Annotated in this window: 16 protein-coding genes; 13 read left to right on the plus strand and 3 right to left on the minus strand. The window is 66.3% G+C overall.

Going from position 1 to position 17,755, the window contains the following annotated elements:
* Positions 1-83: 83 nt before the first annotated feature.
* The 11 genes from pyrH (at position 84) to lpxA (ending at position 12,221) form a co-directional block, all read left to right on the plus strand.
* Entirely contained in the window at positions 84-806 is a 723-nt protein-coding gene (gene pyrH, locus ACQY4T_RS15895; protein ID WP_428532393.1) for a UMP kinase, read from the plus strand.
* Between the two features lie 250 nt (positions 807-1,056).
* Positions 1,057-1,626, plus strand: a complete 570-nt coding sequence (gene frr / locus ACQY4T_RS15900; protein WP_428532396.1) for a ribosome recycling factor — start codon at positions 1,057-1,059, stop codon at positions 1,624-1,626.
* A 168-nt stretch (positions 1,627-1,794) separates the two neighbouring features.
* Positions 1,795-2,469 (plus strand): polyprenyl diphosphate synthase, encoded by a 675-nt coding sequence (uppS, locus tag ACQY4T_RS15905; RefSeq protein ID WP_428542917.1) that lies wholly within the window; start codon positions 1,795-1,797, stop codon positions 2,467-2,469.
* Positions 2,453-3,391 (plus strand): phosphatidate cytidylyltransferase, encoded by a 939-nt coding sequence (locus ACQY4T_RS15910; protein ID WP_428532399.1) that lies wholly within the window; start codon positions 2,453-2,455, stop codon positions 3,389-3,391. The genes uppS and ACQY4T_RS15910 overlap by 17 nt, the downstream gene beginning before the upstream one ends.
* Positions 3,388-4,686 (plus strand): 1-deoxy-D-xylulose-5-phosphate reductoisomerase, encoded by a 1,299-nt coding sequence (locus ACQY4T_RS15915; RefSeq protein ID WP_428532402.1) that lies wholly within the window; start codon positions 3,388-3,390, stop codon positions 4,684-4,686. The genes ACQY4T_RS15910 and ACQY4T_RS15915 overlap by 4 nt, the downstream gene beginning before the upstream one ends.
* Positions 4,687-4,723: 37 nt before the next feature.
* Positions 4,724-5,824: an RIP metalloprotease RseP gene (gene rseP / locus ACQY4T_RS15920; RefSeq protein WP_428542920.1), complete on the plus strand. Its 1,101-nt coding sequence runs from the start codon at positions 4,724-4,726 to the stop codon at positions 5,822-5,824.
* Between the two features lie 432 nt (positions 5,825-6,256).
* Positions 6,257-8,641, plus strand: a complete 2,385-nt coding sequence (bamA, locus tag ACQY4T_RS15925; RefSeq protein WP_428532405.1) for an outer membrane protein assembly factor BamA — start codon at positions 6,257-6,259, stop codon at positions 8,639-8,641.
* Entirely contained in the window at positions 8,641-9,516 is an 876-nt protein-coding gene (locus tag ACQY4T_RS15930; RefSeq protein ID WP_428532408.1) for an OmpH family outer membrane protein, read from the plus strand. The genes bamA and ACQY4T_RS15930 overlap by 1 nt, the downstream gene beginning before the upstream one ends.
* A gap of 3 nt (positions 9,517-9,519) precedes the next feature.
* Positions 9,520-10,674 (plus strand): UDP-3-O-(3-hydroxymyristoyl)glucosamine N-acyltransferase, encoded by a 1,155-nt coding sequence (gene lpxD, locus ACQY4T_RS15935; protein WP_428532411.1) that lies wholly within the window; start codon positions 9,520-9,522, stop codon positions 10,672-10,674.
* A gap of 5 nt (positions 10,675-10,679) precedes the next feature.
* Complete coding sequence (gene fabZ / locus ACQY4T_RS15940) at positions 10,680-11,204, plus strand: 3-hydroxyacyl-ACP dehydratase FabZ (protein ID WP_428532414.1); 525 nt, start codon at positions 10,680-10,682, stop codon at positions 11,202-11,204.
* A gap of 192 nt (positions 11,205-11,396) precedes the next feature.
* The gene (lpxA, locus tag ACQY4T_RS15945) at positions 11,397-12,221 is read left to right on the plus strand and encodes an acyl-ACP--UDP-N-acetylglucosamine O-acyltransferase (protein WP_428532417.1); all 825 of its coding nucleotides are present in this window, start codon (positions 11,397-11,399) and stop codon (positions 12,219-12,221) included.
* 87 nt (positions 12,222-12,308) lie between these two features.
* Here the strand turns inward: lpxA and ACQY4T_RS15950 are convergent, their stop codons facing one another.
* Together ACQY4T_RS15950 and ACQY4T_RS15955 are read right to left on the minus strand one after the other, a co-directional pair.
* On the minus strand, positions 12,309-12,497 hold the full coding sequence (locus ACQY4T_RS15950) for a hypothetical protein (RefSeq protein ID WP_428492011.1): 189 nt from the start codon (positions 12,495-12,497) through the stop codon (positions 12,309-12,311).
* Positions 12,498-12,873: 376 nt separating this feature from the next.
* Positions 12,874-14,274, minus strand: a complete 1,401-nt coding sequence (locus tag ACQY4T_RS15955) for an MFS transporter (RefSeq protein WP_428532420.1) — start codon at positions 14,272-14,274, stop codon at positions 12,874-12,876.
* Between the two features lie 251 nt (positions 14,275-14,525).
* Here ACQY4T_RS15955 and ACQY4T_RS15960 point away from each other — a divergent pair, with 251 nt between their 5' ends.
* Positions 14,526-15,446 (plus strand): Tim44 domain-containing protein, encoded by a 921-nt coding sequence (locus ACQY4T_RS15960; RefSeq protein ID WP_428532423.1) that lies wholly within the window; start codon positions 14,526-14,528, stop codon positions 15,444-15,446.
* 141 nt (positions 15,447-15,587) lie between these two features.
* On the opposite strand, the gene rfaE2 is transcribed toward ACQY4T_RS15960, so the two are convergent.
* Entirely contained in the window at positions 15,588-17,093 is a 1,506-nt protein-coding gene (gene rfaE2 / locus ACQY4T_RS15965; protein ID WP_428532426.1) for a D-glycero-beta-D-manno-heptose 1-phosphate adenylyltransferase, read from the minus strand.
* 249 nt (positions 17,094-17,342) lie between these two features.
* Between rfaE2 and ACQY4T_RS15970 the strand changes: the two genes are divergently transcribed.
* On the plus strand, positions 17,343-17,738 hold the full coding sequence (locus ACQY4T_RS15970; RefSeq protein ID WP_428532429.1) for a hypothetical protein: 396 nt from the start codon (positions 17,343-17,345) through the stop codon (positions 17,736-17,738).
* Positions 17,739-17,755: the final 17 nt, after the last annotated feature.

The following is a 17,755-nucleotide window of genomic DNA, read 5'->3' on the forward strand; positions in this document are numbered from 1 at the left end:
CCGAACCGCGGCTTGTTCGCGACCTGCGGTATCACTAGGGTGCGCCCGGCCCGCAGTGCCCCAAACAACCCCAAGGGAGTCGCATGACACCGCCTGCTGTCTACAAGCGTGTGCTCCTAAAATTGTCCGGCGAGGCGCTGATGGGGCGCCGCGATTTCGGCCTCGACAATGACATGGTCAGCGCCATCGCCAACGATATCAAGGCGGTCGTCGCCATGGGCGTGGAAGTCTCGGTGGTGATCGGCGGCGGCAACATCTTCCGCGGCGTATCGGGCGCCGCGTCCGGCATGGACCGCGCCCAGGCCGACTTCATCGGCATGCTGGCAACCGTGATGAACGCGCTCGCGGTGCAATCGGCGCTGGAAAAGTGCGACGTGCCGACCCGCGTGCAGTCGGCCATCCCGATGTCCTCGGTGTGCGAGCCCTATATCCGCCGCCGTGCCGAACGCCACATGGAAAAGGGCAGGGTGGTGATCTTCGCCGCCGGCACCGGCAACCCGTTCTTCACCACCGACACCGCGGCCGCCTTGCGCGCCACCGAGATGAACTGCGACGCGTTGCTGAAAGGCACCCAAGTCGATGGCGTCTATTCCGCCGACCCGCGCAAGGTGGCGGACGCCACGCGCTATCAGCAACTGTCCTACCTCGACGTCCTGGCCAACGACCTCGGCGTCATGGACGCCGCCGCGATCAGCCTGGCGCGCGAAAACCACCTGCCCATCATCGTATTCAACATCCACGCCCCCGGCGCCTTCGCCCAGGTAATGCGCGGCGAGGGCGCGTTCACCATCATCGTCGAGCGCTAGTGCCCTGCCTCAGAAGTTCGCCGCACTTCGCGGCGGACGTATGGGATCAGCAGGCCAAGAGGTAGAGTCGCGAGGCTGATGTTCGCCTGATATGGCGGACTTCAGACTCGGGACACTAGAGTGCGATCGCTTTTGGTGGCATACCAAAACCGTGAATCGCCCTCTCGAACAATGACCCCATGATCGCCCCGAACCGACGCTTCGACCCGGCCCGCGATCGAACAACCAGAAGGAGTAGGGAGGCAGCATCATGGCCACCGCGGACCTGAACAGCCTGAAACAGGACCTCAGCCGCCGCATGGACGGCGCGCTGGAAACGCTGCGCCGCGAATTCGCCGGGCTGCGCACCGGACGTGCCCATCCCGGCCTGCTGGAACCGGTCAAGGTGACCGCCTACGGCACCGAGATGCCGCTCAATCAGATCGGCACCGTCGGCACCCCGGAACCGCGCATGCTGACCGTACAGGTCTGGGACAAGTCGATGGTATCGTCGGTCGAGAAGGCGATCCGCGATTCCGGCCTCGGCCTCAACCCGGCGACAGACGGCATGATGATCCGGGTGCCGATCCCGCAACTGACCACCGAACGGCGCAACGAACTGGCCAAGATGGCGCACAAATACGCCGAGGGCGCAAAGGTTTCAGTGCGCGGGGTGCGGCGCGACGGCATGGAACAGATCAAGGGCCACGAAAAGAAGCACGAAATCGGCGAGGACCTGGCCAAGAACTGGTCCGACGAGGTGCAGAAACTGACCGACCAATTCATTAAAAAGGTGGACGAAACGCTCGCGGATAAGGAAAAGGACATCAGGCAGGTCTGAGGGCGGGTCACGGCACCAGTGCCTTTGATCACCAAGCGGGCAGCCCCGGGCTTCATGTCGGAGGTCGACGTGTCATCAGCCGTCGCGGCGTCCCAGGACGTCGCCGAGTTCAGCCCGATCGGCGCCAGTGCCGAGCGTCAGATCACGCCGCGCCACGTCGCCATTATCATGGACGGCAACGGCCGATGGGCGAAGTCGCGCGGCCTGCCGCGCATCGCTGGACACCGCGAGGGTTCGCGGGCGGTCCGCCGCACCGTCGAATCCGCGATCCGCTCCGGCGTCTCCTGGCTGACCATCTACGCCTTCAGCAGCGAGAACTGGCGCCGCCCCGCAGGCGAAATCACTGACCTGACCGGCCTGCTGCGGCGCTACCTGCGCTCCGAAGTCGCCGAATTGAAACAGTCCGGCGTGCGGCTTCGTTTCATCGGCGACCGCTGCCGGTTCGATACCGATATCCAGACCGACCTGGCGGTGGCGGAGCGCGATACCGCGGAAAATACCCGCCTCAACCTGACCATCGCGCTATCCTACGGCGCCCGTGCCGAAATCGCCGCGGCGGCCCGCGCGGCCCTGGAAGCGGCCCGCGCCGGATGCCTCGAGGCCGGCAACCTCGGCGAGGATGTGTTCGCCAGCTTCCTCGCCACCGCCGGCACCCCGGATCCCGATCTGGTCATCCGCACCTCCGGCGAGCAGCGCTTGTCCAACTTCCTGCTATGGCAGGCGGCCTATGCGGAACTGGTGTTCCTCGATGTGCTGTGGCCGGATTTCGACCAGGCCCATTTCAACTCGGCACTGAAAGAGTTCGCCAGGCGGGAACGCAGGTTTGGTGCTCGCAAGGACTGACCCAGCGGCGCACGACCACCCGTCGGATCATGTCCCAGCCGTTCAGGACATCCCGCGGGTCAGCCCGCCGGCGCCGCGCTGGGGTGATCTACGGCTGCGGATCCTGTCCGCTTCGGTGCTGGCGCCGCTGGCGCTCGGCTGTATCTGGATCGGCGGCCTGGCGTTCGCCGGGCTGATCGCGCTGATCAGCATCGGTTTGTCCTACGAATGGCTGGTACTGTGCGCCAAGCACCCATCGCCTCCCGCCACGCCGCTGTTCGCTCTGCTGTTCGCCGCCCCGCCACTGGCGGTGGCGCTTACCGAATGCGGCTACCCGGCCCCGGCGCTTGCCCTGCTGGCCGTCGCCACCGCATCCGGCCTGGCGCTCGATCGCCAGCGCCGGCTCGTGCCCGAAATCCCTCATCTCGGCATCCCCTATCTCGGCATCCGCTATCTCGGCATCCCCTACCTAGGTCCGGCAGCGCTGGCGCTGGTGTGGCTGCGGCGCCAACCCGGCTCCGGTATTGCCAATGTGTTCGTCCTGCTGCTGGTGATCTGGGCCAGCGATGTCGGCGCCTACATGGCCGGCCGAGCGTTCGGCGGCTGGAAGCTGGCGCCAAGCATCTCGCCGGCCAAAACCTGGTCCGGCGCGCTTGGCGGGGTCGCCGCCGCCGCCGCCGTGGGGTTCGCCGCATCCGTGGTCCTCGGCCACGGGCTCGGTTCGCCCCGCCCCGCCGGATTCGCCGCCTTGATCGCCGTCATCGCCCAGGCCGGCGACCTGTTCGAGAGCCACCTGAAACGCCAGTTCGGCGTCAAGGATTCCGGTTCGATGATCCCCGGTCACGGCGGCCTGCTGGACCGGCTCGACGCAGTGTTGACCGCCGCCCCAGCGACGGCCCTACTGGCGCTGATCCTAGGACCTGGAGTAGTGCTGTGGAAATGAACGCCGGTCATACTTGCCCCGTTTCGCCTGGGCCAGTCTCATCTGGGCCAGTCTCGCCTGGATCGGCGCGTTCCATCACCGTCCTCGGCAGCACCGGCAGCGTCGGGACGCAGACCATCGAATTACTGGCCGCCGACCCCGACCGCTTCCAGGTCCGCGCCCTGGTCGCCGGGCGCAACGCCGCGATGCTCGCTGAACAGGCCAAGGCGCTGCGCGCCCAGATCGCCGTGGTCGCCGATCCGGCCTGCTACGCCGCCCTGCGTGACGCCCTCGCCGGCAGCGGCATCGAGACCGCCGCCGGCAGCGAGGCGGTGATCGCCGCCGCCGCGCTGGATGCCGACTGGACCATGGCGGCGATCACCGGCGCCGCCGGGCTCGCCCCCACGCTAGCGGCGATCCGCCGTGGCCGATGTGTCAGCCTGGCCAACAAGGAAGCGCTGGTCTGCGCCGGAGACGTCATGCTGCACGCCGTGCGCACCGCCGGCGCGACACTGCTGCCGGTCGATTCGGAGCACAACGCCATCTTCCAGTCGCTCGCCGACGGCAACCGCGGCGCGGTCGAGAAGATCGTGCTCACCGCGTCCGGCGGCCCGTTCCGCACCGCCAGCCTCGACCAGATGGCCCAGGCCACGCCCGAAATGGCGCTGCGCCACCCGGTGTGGTCGATGGGCGCCAAGATCAGCATCGATTCAGCGACCATGATGAACAAGGGGCTGGAGGTGATCGAGGCCGCCCGCCTGTTCGACCTGGCCGAGACCAGGATCGAGGTCCTGGTGCATCCGCAATCGGTGATCCACGGCATGGTCCACTACCATGACGGCTCGGTGCTGGCCCAACTCGGCTCACCCGACATGCGGATCCCGATCGCCCACACCCTGGCGTGGCCGCAACGCCTGGCAACCGTATCGCCACGGCTCGATCTCACCGCGCTCGGCCGGCTCGACTTCGAGGCCCCGGATTTGATCCGCTTCCCGGCCCTGCGGGTCGCCCGTGAGGCATTGCAAGCCGGCGGCGGAACTCCCACCATTCTGAACGCGGCGAACGAGGTCGCGGTCGCCGCATTCCTGGATCGGCGCATCGGCTTTCTGGACATCGTAAGAACGACGGAGCGGGTGTTGCAGCGGTTGGGAACGCCGAAGGCCGATACGCTGGATCAGGTGATCGCGCTCGACGCCCGTGCGCGCCGCATCGCCGACGACCTGATCGCCGCCCATGTCCGGTCAAATCCGGCCGCCGGCGCAAGTCGGAGGTCCGACCTGCCCCCCAGCCAGGCGCTGCCCGCCCACGCCGTGTGACCACCTCGTTGCGAAAGCCATTCCCGTGCTGACACCCATCCTCGATTTCGTTCGCAGCGCCGCGGCCTTCGTCGTCGTGCTTGGCGTCCTCGTCTTCGTGCACGAATTCGGCCACTATTTGGCGGCCCGTTGGCGCGGCGTGCGGGTGGAAGCATTCTCGATCGGCTTCGGGCGCGCCATCGCGTCATGGACCGATCGTCACGGCACGATCTGGAAGCTGGCGTGGCTGCCGCTTGGCGGCTACGTCAAGCTGCACGGCCAGGAACGACCCGAGGACGTGGAAGACGAGGTTCGTGCCCGTTGGGTTCCCGGCGAGACCTTCCACGACAAGCCGGTGCTATCCCGCGCGATCGTCGTCGCGGCCGGCCCGGTGGCCAACTTCCTGCTGGCGATCGTGCTGTTCTCTGGCCTGTTCATCGCCCTCGGCACCCCCGTCACGCTGCCCGTCATCGGCGCAGTATTGCCCGACAGCGCCGCCTCCCGCGCCGGCCTGCTGGCGAACGACCGGGTGGAAACCATCGCCGACCAGCCGATCAACACCTTCGAGGACCTGCAGCGCATCATCACCACACACCCGGACAAGACCCTGGCGATGACGATCAAGCGCGATGGCGCCGACCGCCAGGTCCAGGTCACTACCGAGGCGCGGACCTCGGGCGGTCAGCAGGTCGGTCTGCTCGGTGTGCGCGGCGGCGCGGTCGAATATCACCACGTCAGTGTGCCCGCCGCGCTCTGGGGTGGCGTGACGCAGACCTGGACCATCACCGCGGAAACCTTCAGCGGGCTGGCGCAGATGATCCGCGGCAGCCGCGGCACCGACGAGCTCGGCGGTCCGTTGCGGATCGCGCAGATGTCGGGCCAGATCGCGCAGCTTGGCATCGCCAGCCTGATCTCGTTCATCGGCGTGCTTTCGGTCAACCTCGGCCTGATCAACCTGTTCCCGATCCCGGTGCTCGACGGCGGCCATCTGCTATTCTACCTGGCCGAGGCGTTGCGCGGCCGCCCGCTGCCGCAGCGGGCCCAGGAATACGGCTTCCGCGCCGGGCTGGCATTCCTCGCCTGTCTGTTCGTTTTCGCCACCTGGAACGACCTCACCCACCTCGGACTGTTCCGCTGGGTCGCCAACTTGATCGGCTGATCGCGCCGCAGCGGCAAACCCCGCGGCAAACCCCGCGACGCTCGGCACGCGACCGGTAATCCCCGCGGCCGAGCGCCGGCGCAACCATAGTGCGGCGTCCCCGACAATTGTCTATACACCCTGGCCGGACCATCCAGCCGGCAGCCGACCGGCAACGGCACCCGAGTCGCCGAAAACCCCCCTCCCGACCGCCGCTCAGCCCAGATCCGTCCTTGCTCATGGCAATAATAGCCGATTGCGATCAATAAGTTACACGATGAGTGACAGATCGTTCATCGACCAAGTCCGCCACTAGCATCGCTCGCGACCCGTCGTTATGGTGCGCCCCAGCTCGTCATTAGCGCACAAACTCACCTGCCTGCATTGTCGTTACGAGCATGCTTTGAAGCCTGTGCGCCGTCGGGCGGCGCCGTTGGGGGGAACCGCCTTTTGTTGACGATCCGTGCTGTGCGGCTGGTCGCCGCCTGCCTGATGTCCCTGCTGGTCATCGGAACCGCCGCCGCCCAAACTCCCATCCCCAGACGCCACCCGGCGCCGGCTCGACCCGCTCCGGCCCGGCCCGCTCCAGCAAGATCCGGTGGCGTCATCGAATCGATCAAGGTCGAAGGCAACCAGCGTATCGAGGACGGCACGATCCGGTCCTATCTGCTGGTCCAGCCGGGTGACCCGTTCGACCCCGATCGTATCGACCGCAGCCTGAAGACACTCTACGCCACCGGTCTGTTCCAGGACGTCCGCCTAGGCCGCGTCGGCGACACGCTGGTGGTGCGCGTGGCGGAAAACCCGATCGTCAACCGGGTGGCGTTCGAAAACAACCACAAGCTCAGCGACGACCAGTTGCACACCGAACTGCAACTGCGACCGCGCGCCGTGTTCACCCCAGCGCTGGCTGAATCCGACCGCCAGCGCATCCTGGATATGTACGCCAAGCGCGGCTACTACGACGCCACAGTCGAGCCCAAGGTGATCCGGCTCGAGCAGAACCGTGTCGACGTGGTGTTCCAGATCAACGAGGGATCTGCCACCCTGATCAGCAAGATCGTGGTCAACGGCAACAAGGCGTTCAGCGAGGACCGGCTGGCCGAGGTCATCGACAGCCGCGAATCGCGCTGGTGGCGCTTCCTGTCCACCGCCGATCAATACGATCCCGAACGGCTGGCGTTCGATAAGGAATTGCTTCGCCGGTTCTACCTGAAAAACGGCTACGCCGACTTCCAGATCGTCGATGCAAGCGCGGAACTCTCGCCCGACCGCAAGGGATTTTTCGTCTCGTTCACCATCAGCGAGGGCGCCCGTTACAAGGTCGGCAAGGTCGACATCAACATCCAGCTCCGCAAGCTGACCCAGCAGGACCTGCGACCAGCGCTGCAGTTGGCACCCGGCGACTGGTACGACGGCGATGCCGTCGGCCGCACCGCCGATATGATCGAGAAGGAGGTGCACGACCGCGGCTATGCCTTCGTCGACGTGAAACCGAGGGTCAGCCGCGATACCAAGAAGCACATCGTCGATCTGTCCTTCGACGTCGGCGAGGGACCGCGGGTCTATGTCGAGCGCATCGACATCGTCGGCAACACCCGCACCGAGGACAAGGTCATCCGCCGCGAATTCCAGCTCGCCGAAGGCGACCCGTACAGCGCCGAGGCGGTGCGCCGGACCAAGACCCGGCTGACCGATCTGGGCTATTTCCAGACCGTCGATATCGCCACCAATCCTGGCGATGCGCCGGACAAGGCCATCCTGCAGACTACCATCGCCGAAAAGGCCACCGGCGAACTGTCGCTCGGCGGCGGTTACTCGACCGATGCCGGCGCGCTGGTCGATATCGGCCTGGCGGAGCGAAACCTGGTCGGCACCGGCGTCAACGCCAGCATCAACGGCGTGCTGGCGCAGCGTCGCAGCTCGATCAATTCGTCGATCACCGATCCGTATTTCCTCGATCGCAACCTGGTCGCCGGGGCCGACGTATTCCTGATCAACACCAACTTCCTGGGCACCGAACCATACGACGAAAGCCGTGCCGGTTTTGCCCTGCGGTTGGGCTACGCGTTCAACGAACATTTGCGCCAGACCTGGAGCTACTCGCTCGTCGATCGCCGGGTTTACAACGTCGAGACCGGCGCCAGTCCGTTCATCCTGAACGAGGCGGGAACCACGCTGTTGTCCCAGGTCAGCCAAGTGCTGACATTGGATTACCGCGACAGCAAGATCTATCCGCATTCCGGCTATATCATCGAAGGCGGAACCGATTTCGCCGGTCTCGGCGGCGACGCGCGGTTTGTCCGCGGCAACCTCAACGCCGCCTATTACATCCCGCTGGAACGCGAATTCGGCAATCCGGACTGGGGTCTGAAGTTTTCCGGCAGTACCGGCTACATGGCGTTGCTGCCCGGCGGGAGGGAGGAAATCATCGACCGCTTCTTCCTCGGCGGCGACAATCTGCGCGGCTTCCAGACCGGTGGTGCGGGGCCGCACGACACCAACTCGGGCGATCCGCTGGGCGGCCGTTTCCTGTGGACCCAGACCACCGAGCTGCGCTACCCGCTGCCGGTTTCTCCAGACCTGGGATTGACCGGGCGGGCGTTCGTCGATGTCGGCGCGTTGACCGACTCATCGTTCCGCAGCGGCTCCTGCATCGTCTCCCCAGGGGTGAGTTGCGATGTCCAATCCTCCTCCACGCCGCGCGTCGGTGCCGGTGTCGGCATCTCCTGGCGCACCAGTTTCGGCTTGATAAATGTTGACTTGGCGCCGTTTGTGTACAAGCAACCAGGCGACCAGACACAGATTTTCCGGTTTGGCTTCGGCACGAGGTTCTAGTGATTCAAAGCGACATCAAAGGCGGCTTCATCAAGGCAACCGGCGTGGCCATCGCGCTCGGGCTGATCGTCAGTCCGCTGGCGGCTTTCGCGCAGCAAACGCAGTGGTTCGTGCCCGGGCAGACTCGCCCCGCCGCCGCACCCCCACCGTCCCGGCCGGCGCCGCGACCCGCGCCGATGCCGGCTGGGCCGCCCGGCGTATTGCCGCTGCCGGGCGAGGCCGAACAGGCCGGCGCCGGCGGCCCGCCGGCACAGTTCCAGCTACCCCCGGCGCCGGAAATACCGCCCATGCCGAAGGGCCAGGCGACCCCGGCCGCCATCGTTGGCATCCTGTCGGTGCCCGATGTGCTGCGCGTCTCCACCGCGTATCAGGCCGCCTACAAGGAACTCAATGCGCGCGGCCAGAAGCTCAACGAGGACGCCCAAAAGGAACAGGGCGCGCTGCGTGACCTCGGCCAGGCGTTCGCCGCCGAACGCTCCAAGCTGTCGCCCGAGCAAATCCGATCCAAGGAAAAGGAAATCCAGGATCGCGCAACCGAGGCGCAGCGACGCTTCGGCGAGCGCAACCGGATCATCCAGGAGGCTGGCCAATACGTCATGCTGCAGATCAACCGCACGATGGAGCAGGCGGCCCAGCAGGTAGCGCTGTCGCGCGGCATCAATCTCGTGCTCAACCGGGCGCAGATCCTCGGCACCACCGCCGATTTCGACCTGACCCCGGCGGTTGCCGAGGTACTGAACAAGGCGTTGCCGAGCGTGATTGTCCCGCCTGACGGAGTCTCCCCGTTGGCGATGGCGACGCAAGCGGCGCCAGCCGGCCAGGCCACGCCGGCGGCAGCGTCCACCGCCGCCGCGAAGCCGGCACAGAAGCACTGACCCGTGGCGCCGGGCCCAACAGCATCGGATGAGACCCGTCCGGAACTGGCGGGCGACCCGCGGTTTTTCCGGCACGTCGGGCCACACAGCCTCGCCGCCGTGGTCGACGCAACTGGCGGCGACGGCGACCGGGCGCAGGCGCCCCCGCGCCGGCTGATGCTGCATCGTATCGCCCCGCTGTCCCACGCGACGAGTGACGACGTCAGCTTCTGCGTCAATCACCGCAAATACCTGCCGGCGCTGGCGGCAACCAAGGCGGCGGCGGTGATCGTGCATCCGGACATGAAAGACCAGGTGCCCACCGACACTGTCGCCATCGTTGCCGCCGATCCGCTGGTCGCCTGGTCCAGGGTGGCCGGGTTGTTCCATCCCCCCCCACCCGTCAAGCCCGGCATCCACCCATCCGCGGTGATCGCCGCCTCGGCCCACATAGACCCGAGCGTAGAGGTCGGGCCGCTGGCGGTGATCGGAGAAAATGTGCTGATCGGACCGCGCGGGCGCATCGGTGCCATGGCGGTGATTGGCGATGGCGTGCGGATCGGCTGGGACGTGCGCATCGGCCCGCACGCCAGCCTGTCGCATGCGCTGCTCGGTGACCGGGTCTATATCTACCCCGGCGCCCGCATCGGCCAGGACGGGTTCGGCTTCGCCATCACCGCGGACGGCTTCCATACCGTGCCCCAGCTCGGCCGCGTCACCATCGAAGACGACGTCGAGGTCGGCGCCAACAGCACGATCGATCGCGGCGCGCTGGAGGACACCGTGATCGGTGCCGGCACGCGCATCGACAATCTGGTGCAGATCGGACACAACGTCCGCATCGGCAAGGCTTGCGTGCTGGTCTCCCAGTCTGGCGTAGCGGGATCGACAGTATTGGAGGATCACGTCGTTCTGGCGGCGCAGGCGGGCCTGGCGGAACATCTCCGGATCGGCGGCGGATCGCGCATCGGTGCCAAGGCCGGCGTGATGGCCGACGTGGCGCCGAACATGAAAATGCTGGGCAGTCCGGCCCAGCCGGTGAAAAGCTTCTTCAAGGAAGTCGCAACCATCCGACGTTGGATCCGCGACGGCGGTATTCCGGCCCGAAACGACAAACCCCAACACGACAAGCCCCGACACGACAAGCCAGGCGCAAGAACGAACCGGGACGCGGATTGAACATCATGGATACCGAATCTGCCCATACGCCCGCCACCGGGACCCCCGCACCGGGCAACACCGCACCAGGCAAGACCATCGAGCTGATCGGTATCCATCGCATCATGCACGATATCCCGCACCGCTATCCGTTCCTGATGCTGGACCGGATGGTCGAAGTCGTGCTGAACAGCTCCGCCATCGGCATCAAGAACGTCACCGCCAACGAAAACTTCTTCGCCGGCCATTTCCCCAACCACCCGGTGATGCCCGGCGTGATGATCATCGAATGCATGGCGCAGACAGCCGCCGTGCTGGTGGTCGAGACCCTCGGCGGCGACGCCGCCGGCAAGCTGGTCTATTTCATGTCGGTCGAGGGTGCGAAGTTCCGCCGCCCGGTGGTGCCGGGCGACCAGTTGCGGGTGCATATCGTCAAGCAGCGCAGCCGCGGCAACGTCTGGAGATTTCATGCCATCGCCCGGGTCGATGGCGTAGCGGTCGCCGAAGCGACCTACTCCGCCATGATCATGGACCGCGCCCCGACGTCCTGATCGGCGATTTGTGCCCAAGCCGTCCCCGGCCTTGGTATTTTCGGCTGCTCACGCTAAAATGCCAGATGAAACAGAGCGTTACAACATGACACCGGATACATCCGGCAACAATGATTGAGTTGGTGGCCAACCAGGCCGCCCATAGTTTGGCCGCGATCTCACGTCTAGATTCGCGCCACGAAACGGAACCACATGGATTCAATGATCGACAACAGCCTGCACGCGACCCGTCGCGCCAGCATCCACCCGACCGCGATCGTCGCACATGGTGCCGAAATCGGCCCCGGCGTGGCAATCGGCCCATTCTGCACCGTCGGGCCCAACGTCGTGATCGAGGCCGGCGCCAAGCTGATTTCCCACGTCGTGGTCGAGGGTCACACCCGCATCGGCGAAGACGCCCAGTTGTTTCCGTTCTGCACCGTCGGCCTGGCACCGCAGGACATGAAATATCGCGACGAGCCCACCGCTTGCGAGATCGGCGCCCGCACCCTGGTGCGAGAACATTGCACCGTGCATCGCGGCACCGCTACCGGTGTCGGCGTGACCAGGGTCGGTACCGACTGCATGTTGATGAACGTGGTCCACGTCGCGCATGACTGCCAGCTCGGCAACCATGTCATTGTCGCCAACAACGTGGTGATGGGCGGTCACGTCACCATCGGTGACCACGCCGTGGTCGGCGGGTCGGCGGCGATCCACCAGTTCGTACGGATCGGCCGGGCGGCGATGATCGGCGGCGTCTCCGGCGTCGAGGGCGACGTGATTCCGTTCGGTAGCGTGATCGGCAACCGCGCCCGCCTCGCCGCGCTGAACGTGATCGGCCTGCGTCGCCGCGGCTTCGACAAAGCCGCGGTGCAACGCCTGCACGTCGCGTTCCGCGCCCTCTTCAGCAAGCAGGGCGTATTCGCCCAGCGCCTGGAAGCGACGCGGGCGAAGTTCGGTGACGATCCCCTGGTAGCGGAGGTTCTCGGGTTTATCGATGCACCTAGCCAGCGCGGCCTGATCCGGGCGGAATAAACCCCGGATCTGGACCCTGGATCACTTATTCGTTACTAGGGGTAATTCAACTCTCGGTTGCGATCTGGACCGGCTGCCGGTCCTGTGTCAGGCGACCATTCGGACCGGGGCACGCGCCTCGAACGCGTCGGCAAACCGGCCGCACACCTCGCGCGCGTCGGTCTCATCCACATCGTCCACCCGCAGATATAGCTGCTCGGTCAGGCGTTCATACAGTCCTTCCCCATTGCGGGAAAAGAACCGCGTGCCGGCGACCGGCTGCCACACGTCCTTCATGATCGTCCCTCCTGATCATCCGCCTCTGTGGTCTCGCAATAGTCCGCGCGGAGAGGCTTCCACGCGGAATGCCGTTTCGGACAAAGCTCGCTTCTTGTCAATATCCCGCGTCGCCGATAACGAAACAAAATCGCTATGTCTTGGCGGATTGAATACAATCGTGCGCACGCTCGCGTGAACATACTGAAATATGTGCGCCGCAACATCGCGTCACCCGCAGCCGACTTCCAAACCGAAGAATAAACCAGGATCGCGCCGAGCCGAACCGTCCCATTCCGGGTGAATAATACGGCAAAACAACTAGCTAAAGCGCGGTCTGCAAGCGCGCTGGCAGCATGCCGATCCGGGCGGGGCGGCGACCCCACAAAGGTAACCGTTACTTCACCGGCTTCATGGTCGGGCGCATCGCCGGCTTGAACGGCGTGGCCGCAAGCCGCGAGAAGCTGACCAGGCTGCCCGCCGCCGCGAACACCGCCGCCGCAGCCAGCGCGAGCGACGGGCCAAGCCGCATCGAGATGCCGAAGCACAGCGCCACCAGCGCCGCTCCGAACGCCTGCCCGACCAGCCGGGACGTGGCGACGATCCCGCTGGCGCCGCCGCTGCGTTCCGCCGGCGCGCTCGACATGATCGCCTTCAGGTTGGGCGACTGGAAGAACCCGAACCCGGTGCCGCACACGGTCATCCGCCAGACGATGCCGCCAACGCCGGGATGGCTGCCCAGCATGGCGATGAAGGTCAGGCCCGCCGCCAGGATCGCCAGCCCGATCCCGCCCAGGATCGCCGGCGGAGAGCTGTCCGACAGCGGACCGGCGATCGGCGCGGCGATCGCCGTCATCAGCGGCCACGGCGTCAGCAGCAGCCCGGTCTCGACCGCGCTGAAGCCAAGCACGGTCTGGAAATAGAACGGCAGCGCCACGAACGCCAATCCTTGGGCAGCGAACGAGCAAAATGAGGTCAGCGACGACAGCGCGAACATCGGTCGGCGGTACAGGTCCACCGGCAGCATCGGCGCCGGCAGCCCGAGCTGGCGATGGATCAGCGCTCCGCCGGACGCCGCCGCGATCGCCAGCACCGACACCGTGAGCCACGGGCTGGCGGCATGCGCCGCCTCGCCGATGCCGAAGATAAGGCAGCCGAAGGTGGCGGCATTCAGCGCCGCGCTGACGCCGTCGAAGCGGTGCGGCGCCCGCCTGGTGTCCGGCAGCGCGCGAAACGCCAGCGCAAACGCCAACACGCCCAGCGGCACGTTGATCGCGAACAGCCATTGCCAGGGACCCAGGGACAGGATGCCGGCCGCAACCGTCGGCCCGATCGCCGTCGACACCGCGACCACCAACGCGTTGTTGCCCACCCCCCGGCCCAGCGATTTCGACGGATAGATGAAGCGGATCAGCGCGGTGTTCACGCTCAGGATGCCGCTGGCGCCGATGCCCTGGATGATCCGCGCCACCGTCAGGCTGGGCAGCGACCAACTCATCGCGCAAAGCAGTGACGCGATGCTGAACACCCCAAGTCCCCAGATATAGACCCGCCGATAGCCGATGATCTCACCTAGCGACGCGAATGGCAGCAGCGAGATCACCATCGCCAGTTGATAAGCGTTCACCACCCACACCGAATCCGCCGGGCTGGCGTTCAGATCGGCGGCGATGGTCGGCAGCGCGGTATTGGCGATCGAGGTATCCAGTGACGCCATGGCAATGGCGATCACCAGGGTGGTGACCGCGGCGCCCAGGCGCGGCCCGCGCAGGCCGTCTTGCGGAATAGGGTCGGGCATCCGGGTCCATGTTATCAAGACGTTGCGCGGGGCCTCGCCACCGAACCGGAGCGAAACCACGCCGGCGGCACACCACGTTTCGCCGCGCGGGCCAGTGTTGCCTCGGGGAGGCGGAAGCGGGCAGCGCCACATTGCGCCACAGCAAGCCGTCGCTGACCATCCCCTGGCCTTGGCACCCCTGACACACCATATTCGCAGGCCATGACCTTTGAGCCCTGACCTTTGGGCCTTAACCTTTGGGCGGTACCGCCATGCGTCGCATCTCTGTTCTGCTTGCCGCCCTCGCCGTCGCGGCGCTGGCCCTGTCGCCCGGGCTGGCCGACGCCCGCGCCGGCGGCGGCGGCTCGTTCGGCAGCCGTGGCGGCATGACCTATTCGGCACCGCCGTCCACCAATACCGCGCCCTATTCGGCCTCGCCGATGCAGCGCAGCATGACCCCGCGCTATCAACCGTCGCCCGGCTACGCATCCCCGGGCTTCCAGCGGTCCGGGTCCGGCTTCATGTCCGGCCTGATGGGCGGACTGATCGGTGCGGGTATCGGCGGCATGCTGTTCGGTCACGGCTTCATGGGCGGCGGCCTCGGGATGTTCGGCTTCCTTGGCCTGCTGCTGCAAATCTTCCTGGTGGTCGTCGTGGTGCGGTTCCTGTTCCGTACTTTCATGGCCAGCCGCGCCCCGCAGACCGCCGGCGGCCCCAACATGTTCGGCCGCGGCGCCATGCCCGGCGCCGGCCCCACGCCAGCCGGCGGGCGCGCCTCGGGGCCGCCCCCAATCGCCATCGGCCAAACCGACTACCAGCAGTTCGAGCAATTGCTGAAGGGCATCCAGGCAGCCTGGAGCGCACACGACCTGAACGGTCTGCAAGCCATGACAACGCCTGAAATGGTCAACTATTTCGCCGAACAGCTCACCGAACAGGTCAGCCGAGGCGTACGCACCGTGGTCGATGACGTCACGCTGGTGTCAGGCGACCTGTCGCAGGCCTGGACCGAGCAGGGCCGCGACTACGCCACCGTGGCGATGCGCTTCTCGATGGTCGACGTCACCCGCGACGCCACCGGACGCGTGGTCGACGGCAGCCCGGACGAGCACGTCACCGCGACCGAAATCTGGACCTTCGTGCGCTCCCACGGCGGTCACTGGATCCTGTCGGCGATCCAGCAGGCGCGCTGACGCTCGCAGGCCGCGCAGCGTAACGCCGGGCACTGAAAATAACGCTAGCGTCGCGAGACGGACGTTCGCCCGATATGGCGAACTTCAGACTCGGGAAACTAGCACCCCGGACCGGCCACGCGCCGGCGCCCCCTGATCCCGTCACTGCGCAGCGGTCATCCGGCGGATCGTGCCGGTCGTGCTGTGGCCCTCACGCAGGGTGACCAGCACGACCTTGCCGCCCCAGGACCGCACCAGGTCGCCGCCCACCACCTGCTCGACGCTATAATCCGACCCCTTCACCAACACGTCCGGCCGCAACGCCTCGATCATCTCCAGCGGCGTGTCCTGGTCGAACAGCGTCACCAGATCGACCGGCGCCATCGACGCCATCACCGTGGCCCTCGCCATCTCGTTCTGCAGCGGCCGCGTCGGCCCCTTCAGCCGCTTGACCGAGGCATCGCTGTTCAGCGCCACGATCAACCGGTCGCAGGCGGCGCGCGCGTCATTCAGCAGCCGAACATGGCCGGGATGGATCAGGTCGAAACAGCCGTTGGCGAAGCCGACCTTCAGGCCGCGACGATGCCAGTCGGCGACTTTCTCGATCGCTTCATCCAGTGCGGCCACCTTGCGATCGGTGGCCACCAGGTCATCCAGGTGCAACGCATCCAGCAGCTCCTGGCGTGATACCGTCGCGGTGCCTGGCTTGCTGACCGAGATCCCGGCGGTGGCATTGGCCAGCATCGCCGCGTCCGCCAGCGCCGCCCCGGCGCCCAGCGCAACCGCCAGGGCCGCGACCAACGTGTCGCCCGCGCCCGAAACGTCGGCCACCTCGCGCGCCCTGGTCGGCAGATGCAGCGCCTCCAGGTCGCGGCACACCAGGGTCAGGCCGTTGGCCGAACGCGTGACCAGCACCGCCTCACCGCCGGTCGCCTCCAGCGCCACCCGCCCAGCGCGATCGGCCTCGGTGTCGTGTTCCGCCTCGATCCGCGTGGCGACGCGCACCTCGTGCTCGTTCGGCGTCAGGATCGCAGCGCCTCGGTAGGCGGTAAAATCCGCCCGCTTCGGATCGGCAATCACCACCTGTTCGGTCCGCGCCGTGCGCGCCAGGATTGCGTCCAGCGCGCCATCGCACAGCACGCCCTTGGCGTAGTCCGACAGCACCACCACGTCGACCGCCCCCAGGCTGGCCTCGACTGCCGCCATCACCGCGACCAGCCCAGCCTGGTCCAGCGGCGCCGTGGTCTCCTCGTCCAGCCGGAGAAGCTGATGCGATCCCGTCATGAAACGGGTCTTGCACGTGGTCGGCCGACCGGCGATCCGCACCAGCGCCGAGGTGACGCCTGGCGTCGCTCGCAGCAGCCGGTCGATGTCTTCACCGGCACTATCGTTGCCAATGACACCAACCAGGATCGCCTCCCCGCCCAGCGTGGCGATGTTCAACGCCACGTTCGCCGCTCCACCAAGCGTGCAGTGATGCTCCGCCGGACGCAGCACCGGGATCGGCGCCTCGGGCGATATGCGCTGCACCGCGCCGGTGACATAGCGGTCCAGGATAACGTCACCGATGACCAGCACCCTCGCGTTGTGAAACGTCCGCACGATCGTCGCCAGCTCGCTATCGGTCGGCGGTGACGTCCGGCTGCTGTTGACCAGGCTGAGCTTCATGCGGCGACCCTCTCGGAAGACCCCTGCCGGTAGACCCATTCTCGGTAGACCGTGCCGGTTGCAACCCGTCCACTGGCTGCCAACCGTTCAACGGCCGCCGCCGATCAGCCACGACACGGCGGCAATCTATAGCAGGATCGGCGACAATGCTGCACCTGCAAAAAAGTCGCCGACGCAGGTTCCATCCCAGCCGTGAAATCGTTATTGGTTGTGCCGTTGACCTCCGATTCAACCCGTCAAGGAAAGCACGTGAAATACCTTCCGCCCTTCGAACTGATCCGCCGCTCGATCGAGATCTCCACGGTGCGGGGAGAGCTTCGCGTCAATGTCTCATACGAGGACTTCGTGAAGATTTTGCGGACGATGATCCGCGGCGTGGAGGTCAATGAGACATGGTACGCACGCACCTACGAAGACATCGGCAGCGCGGTCGAATCCGGCGTCATCAGCTCCGCCAAGCAGCATTTCGTCGATGACGGTTATTTCGAGGGCCGCCTGCCGTTTCCGATCCTGATAGACGAGCGTTGGTACCTGACAGAGAATCCCGATGTCGCCGACAGCATCCGCAACGGCGCTGTCAGTTCGGCGCAGGAACATTTCAACAAGGATGGCTATCGCGAGGGCCGGCTTCCGTTCGGTCTGTAAAGCACTGCCGAACCTGG

The organism is Rhodopila sp. (assembly GCF_965277825.1).
Lineage (GTDB): Bacteria > Pseudomonadota > Alphaproteobacteria > Acetobacterales > Acetobacteraceae > Rhodopila.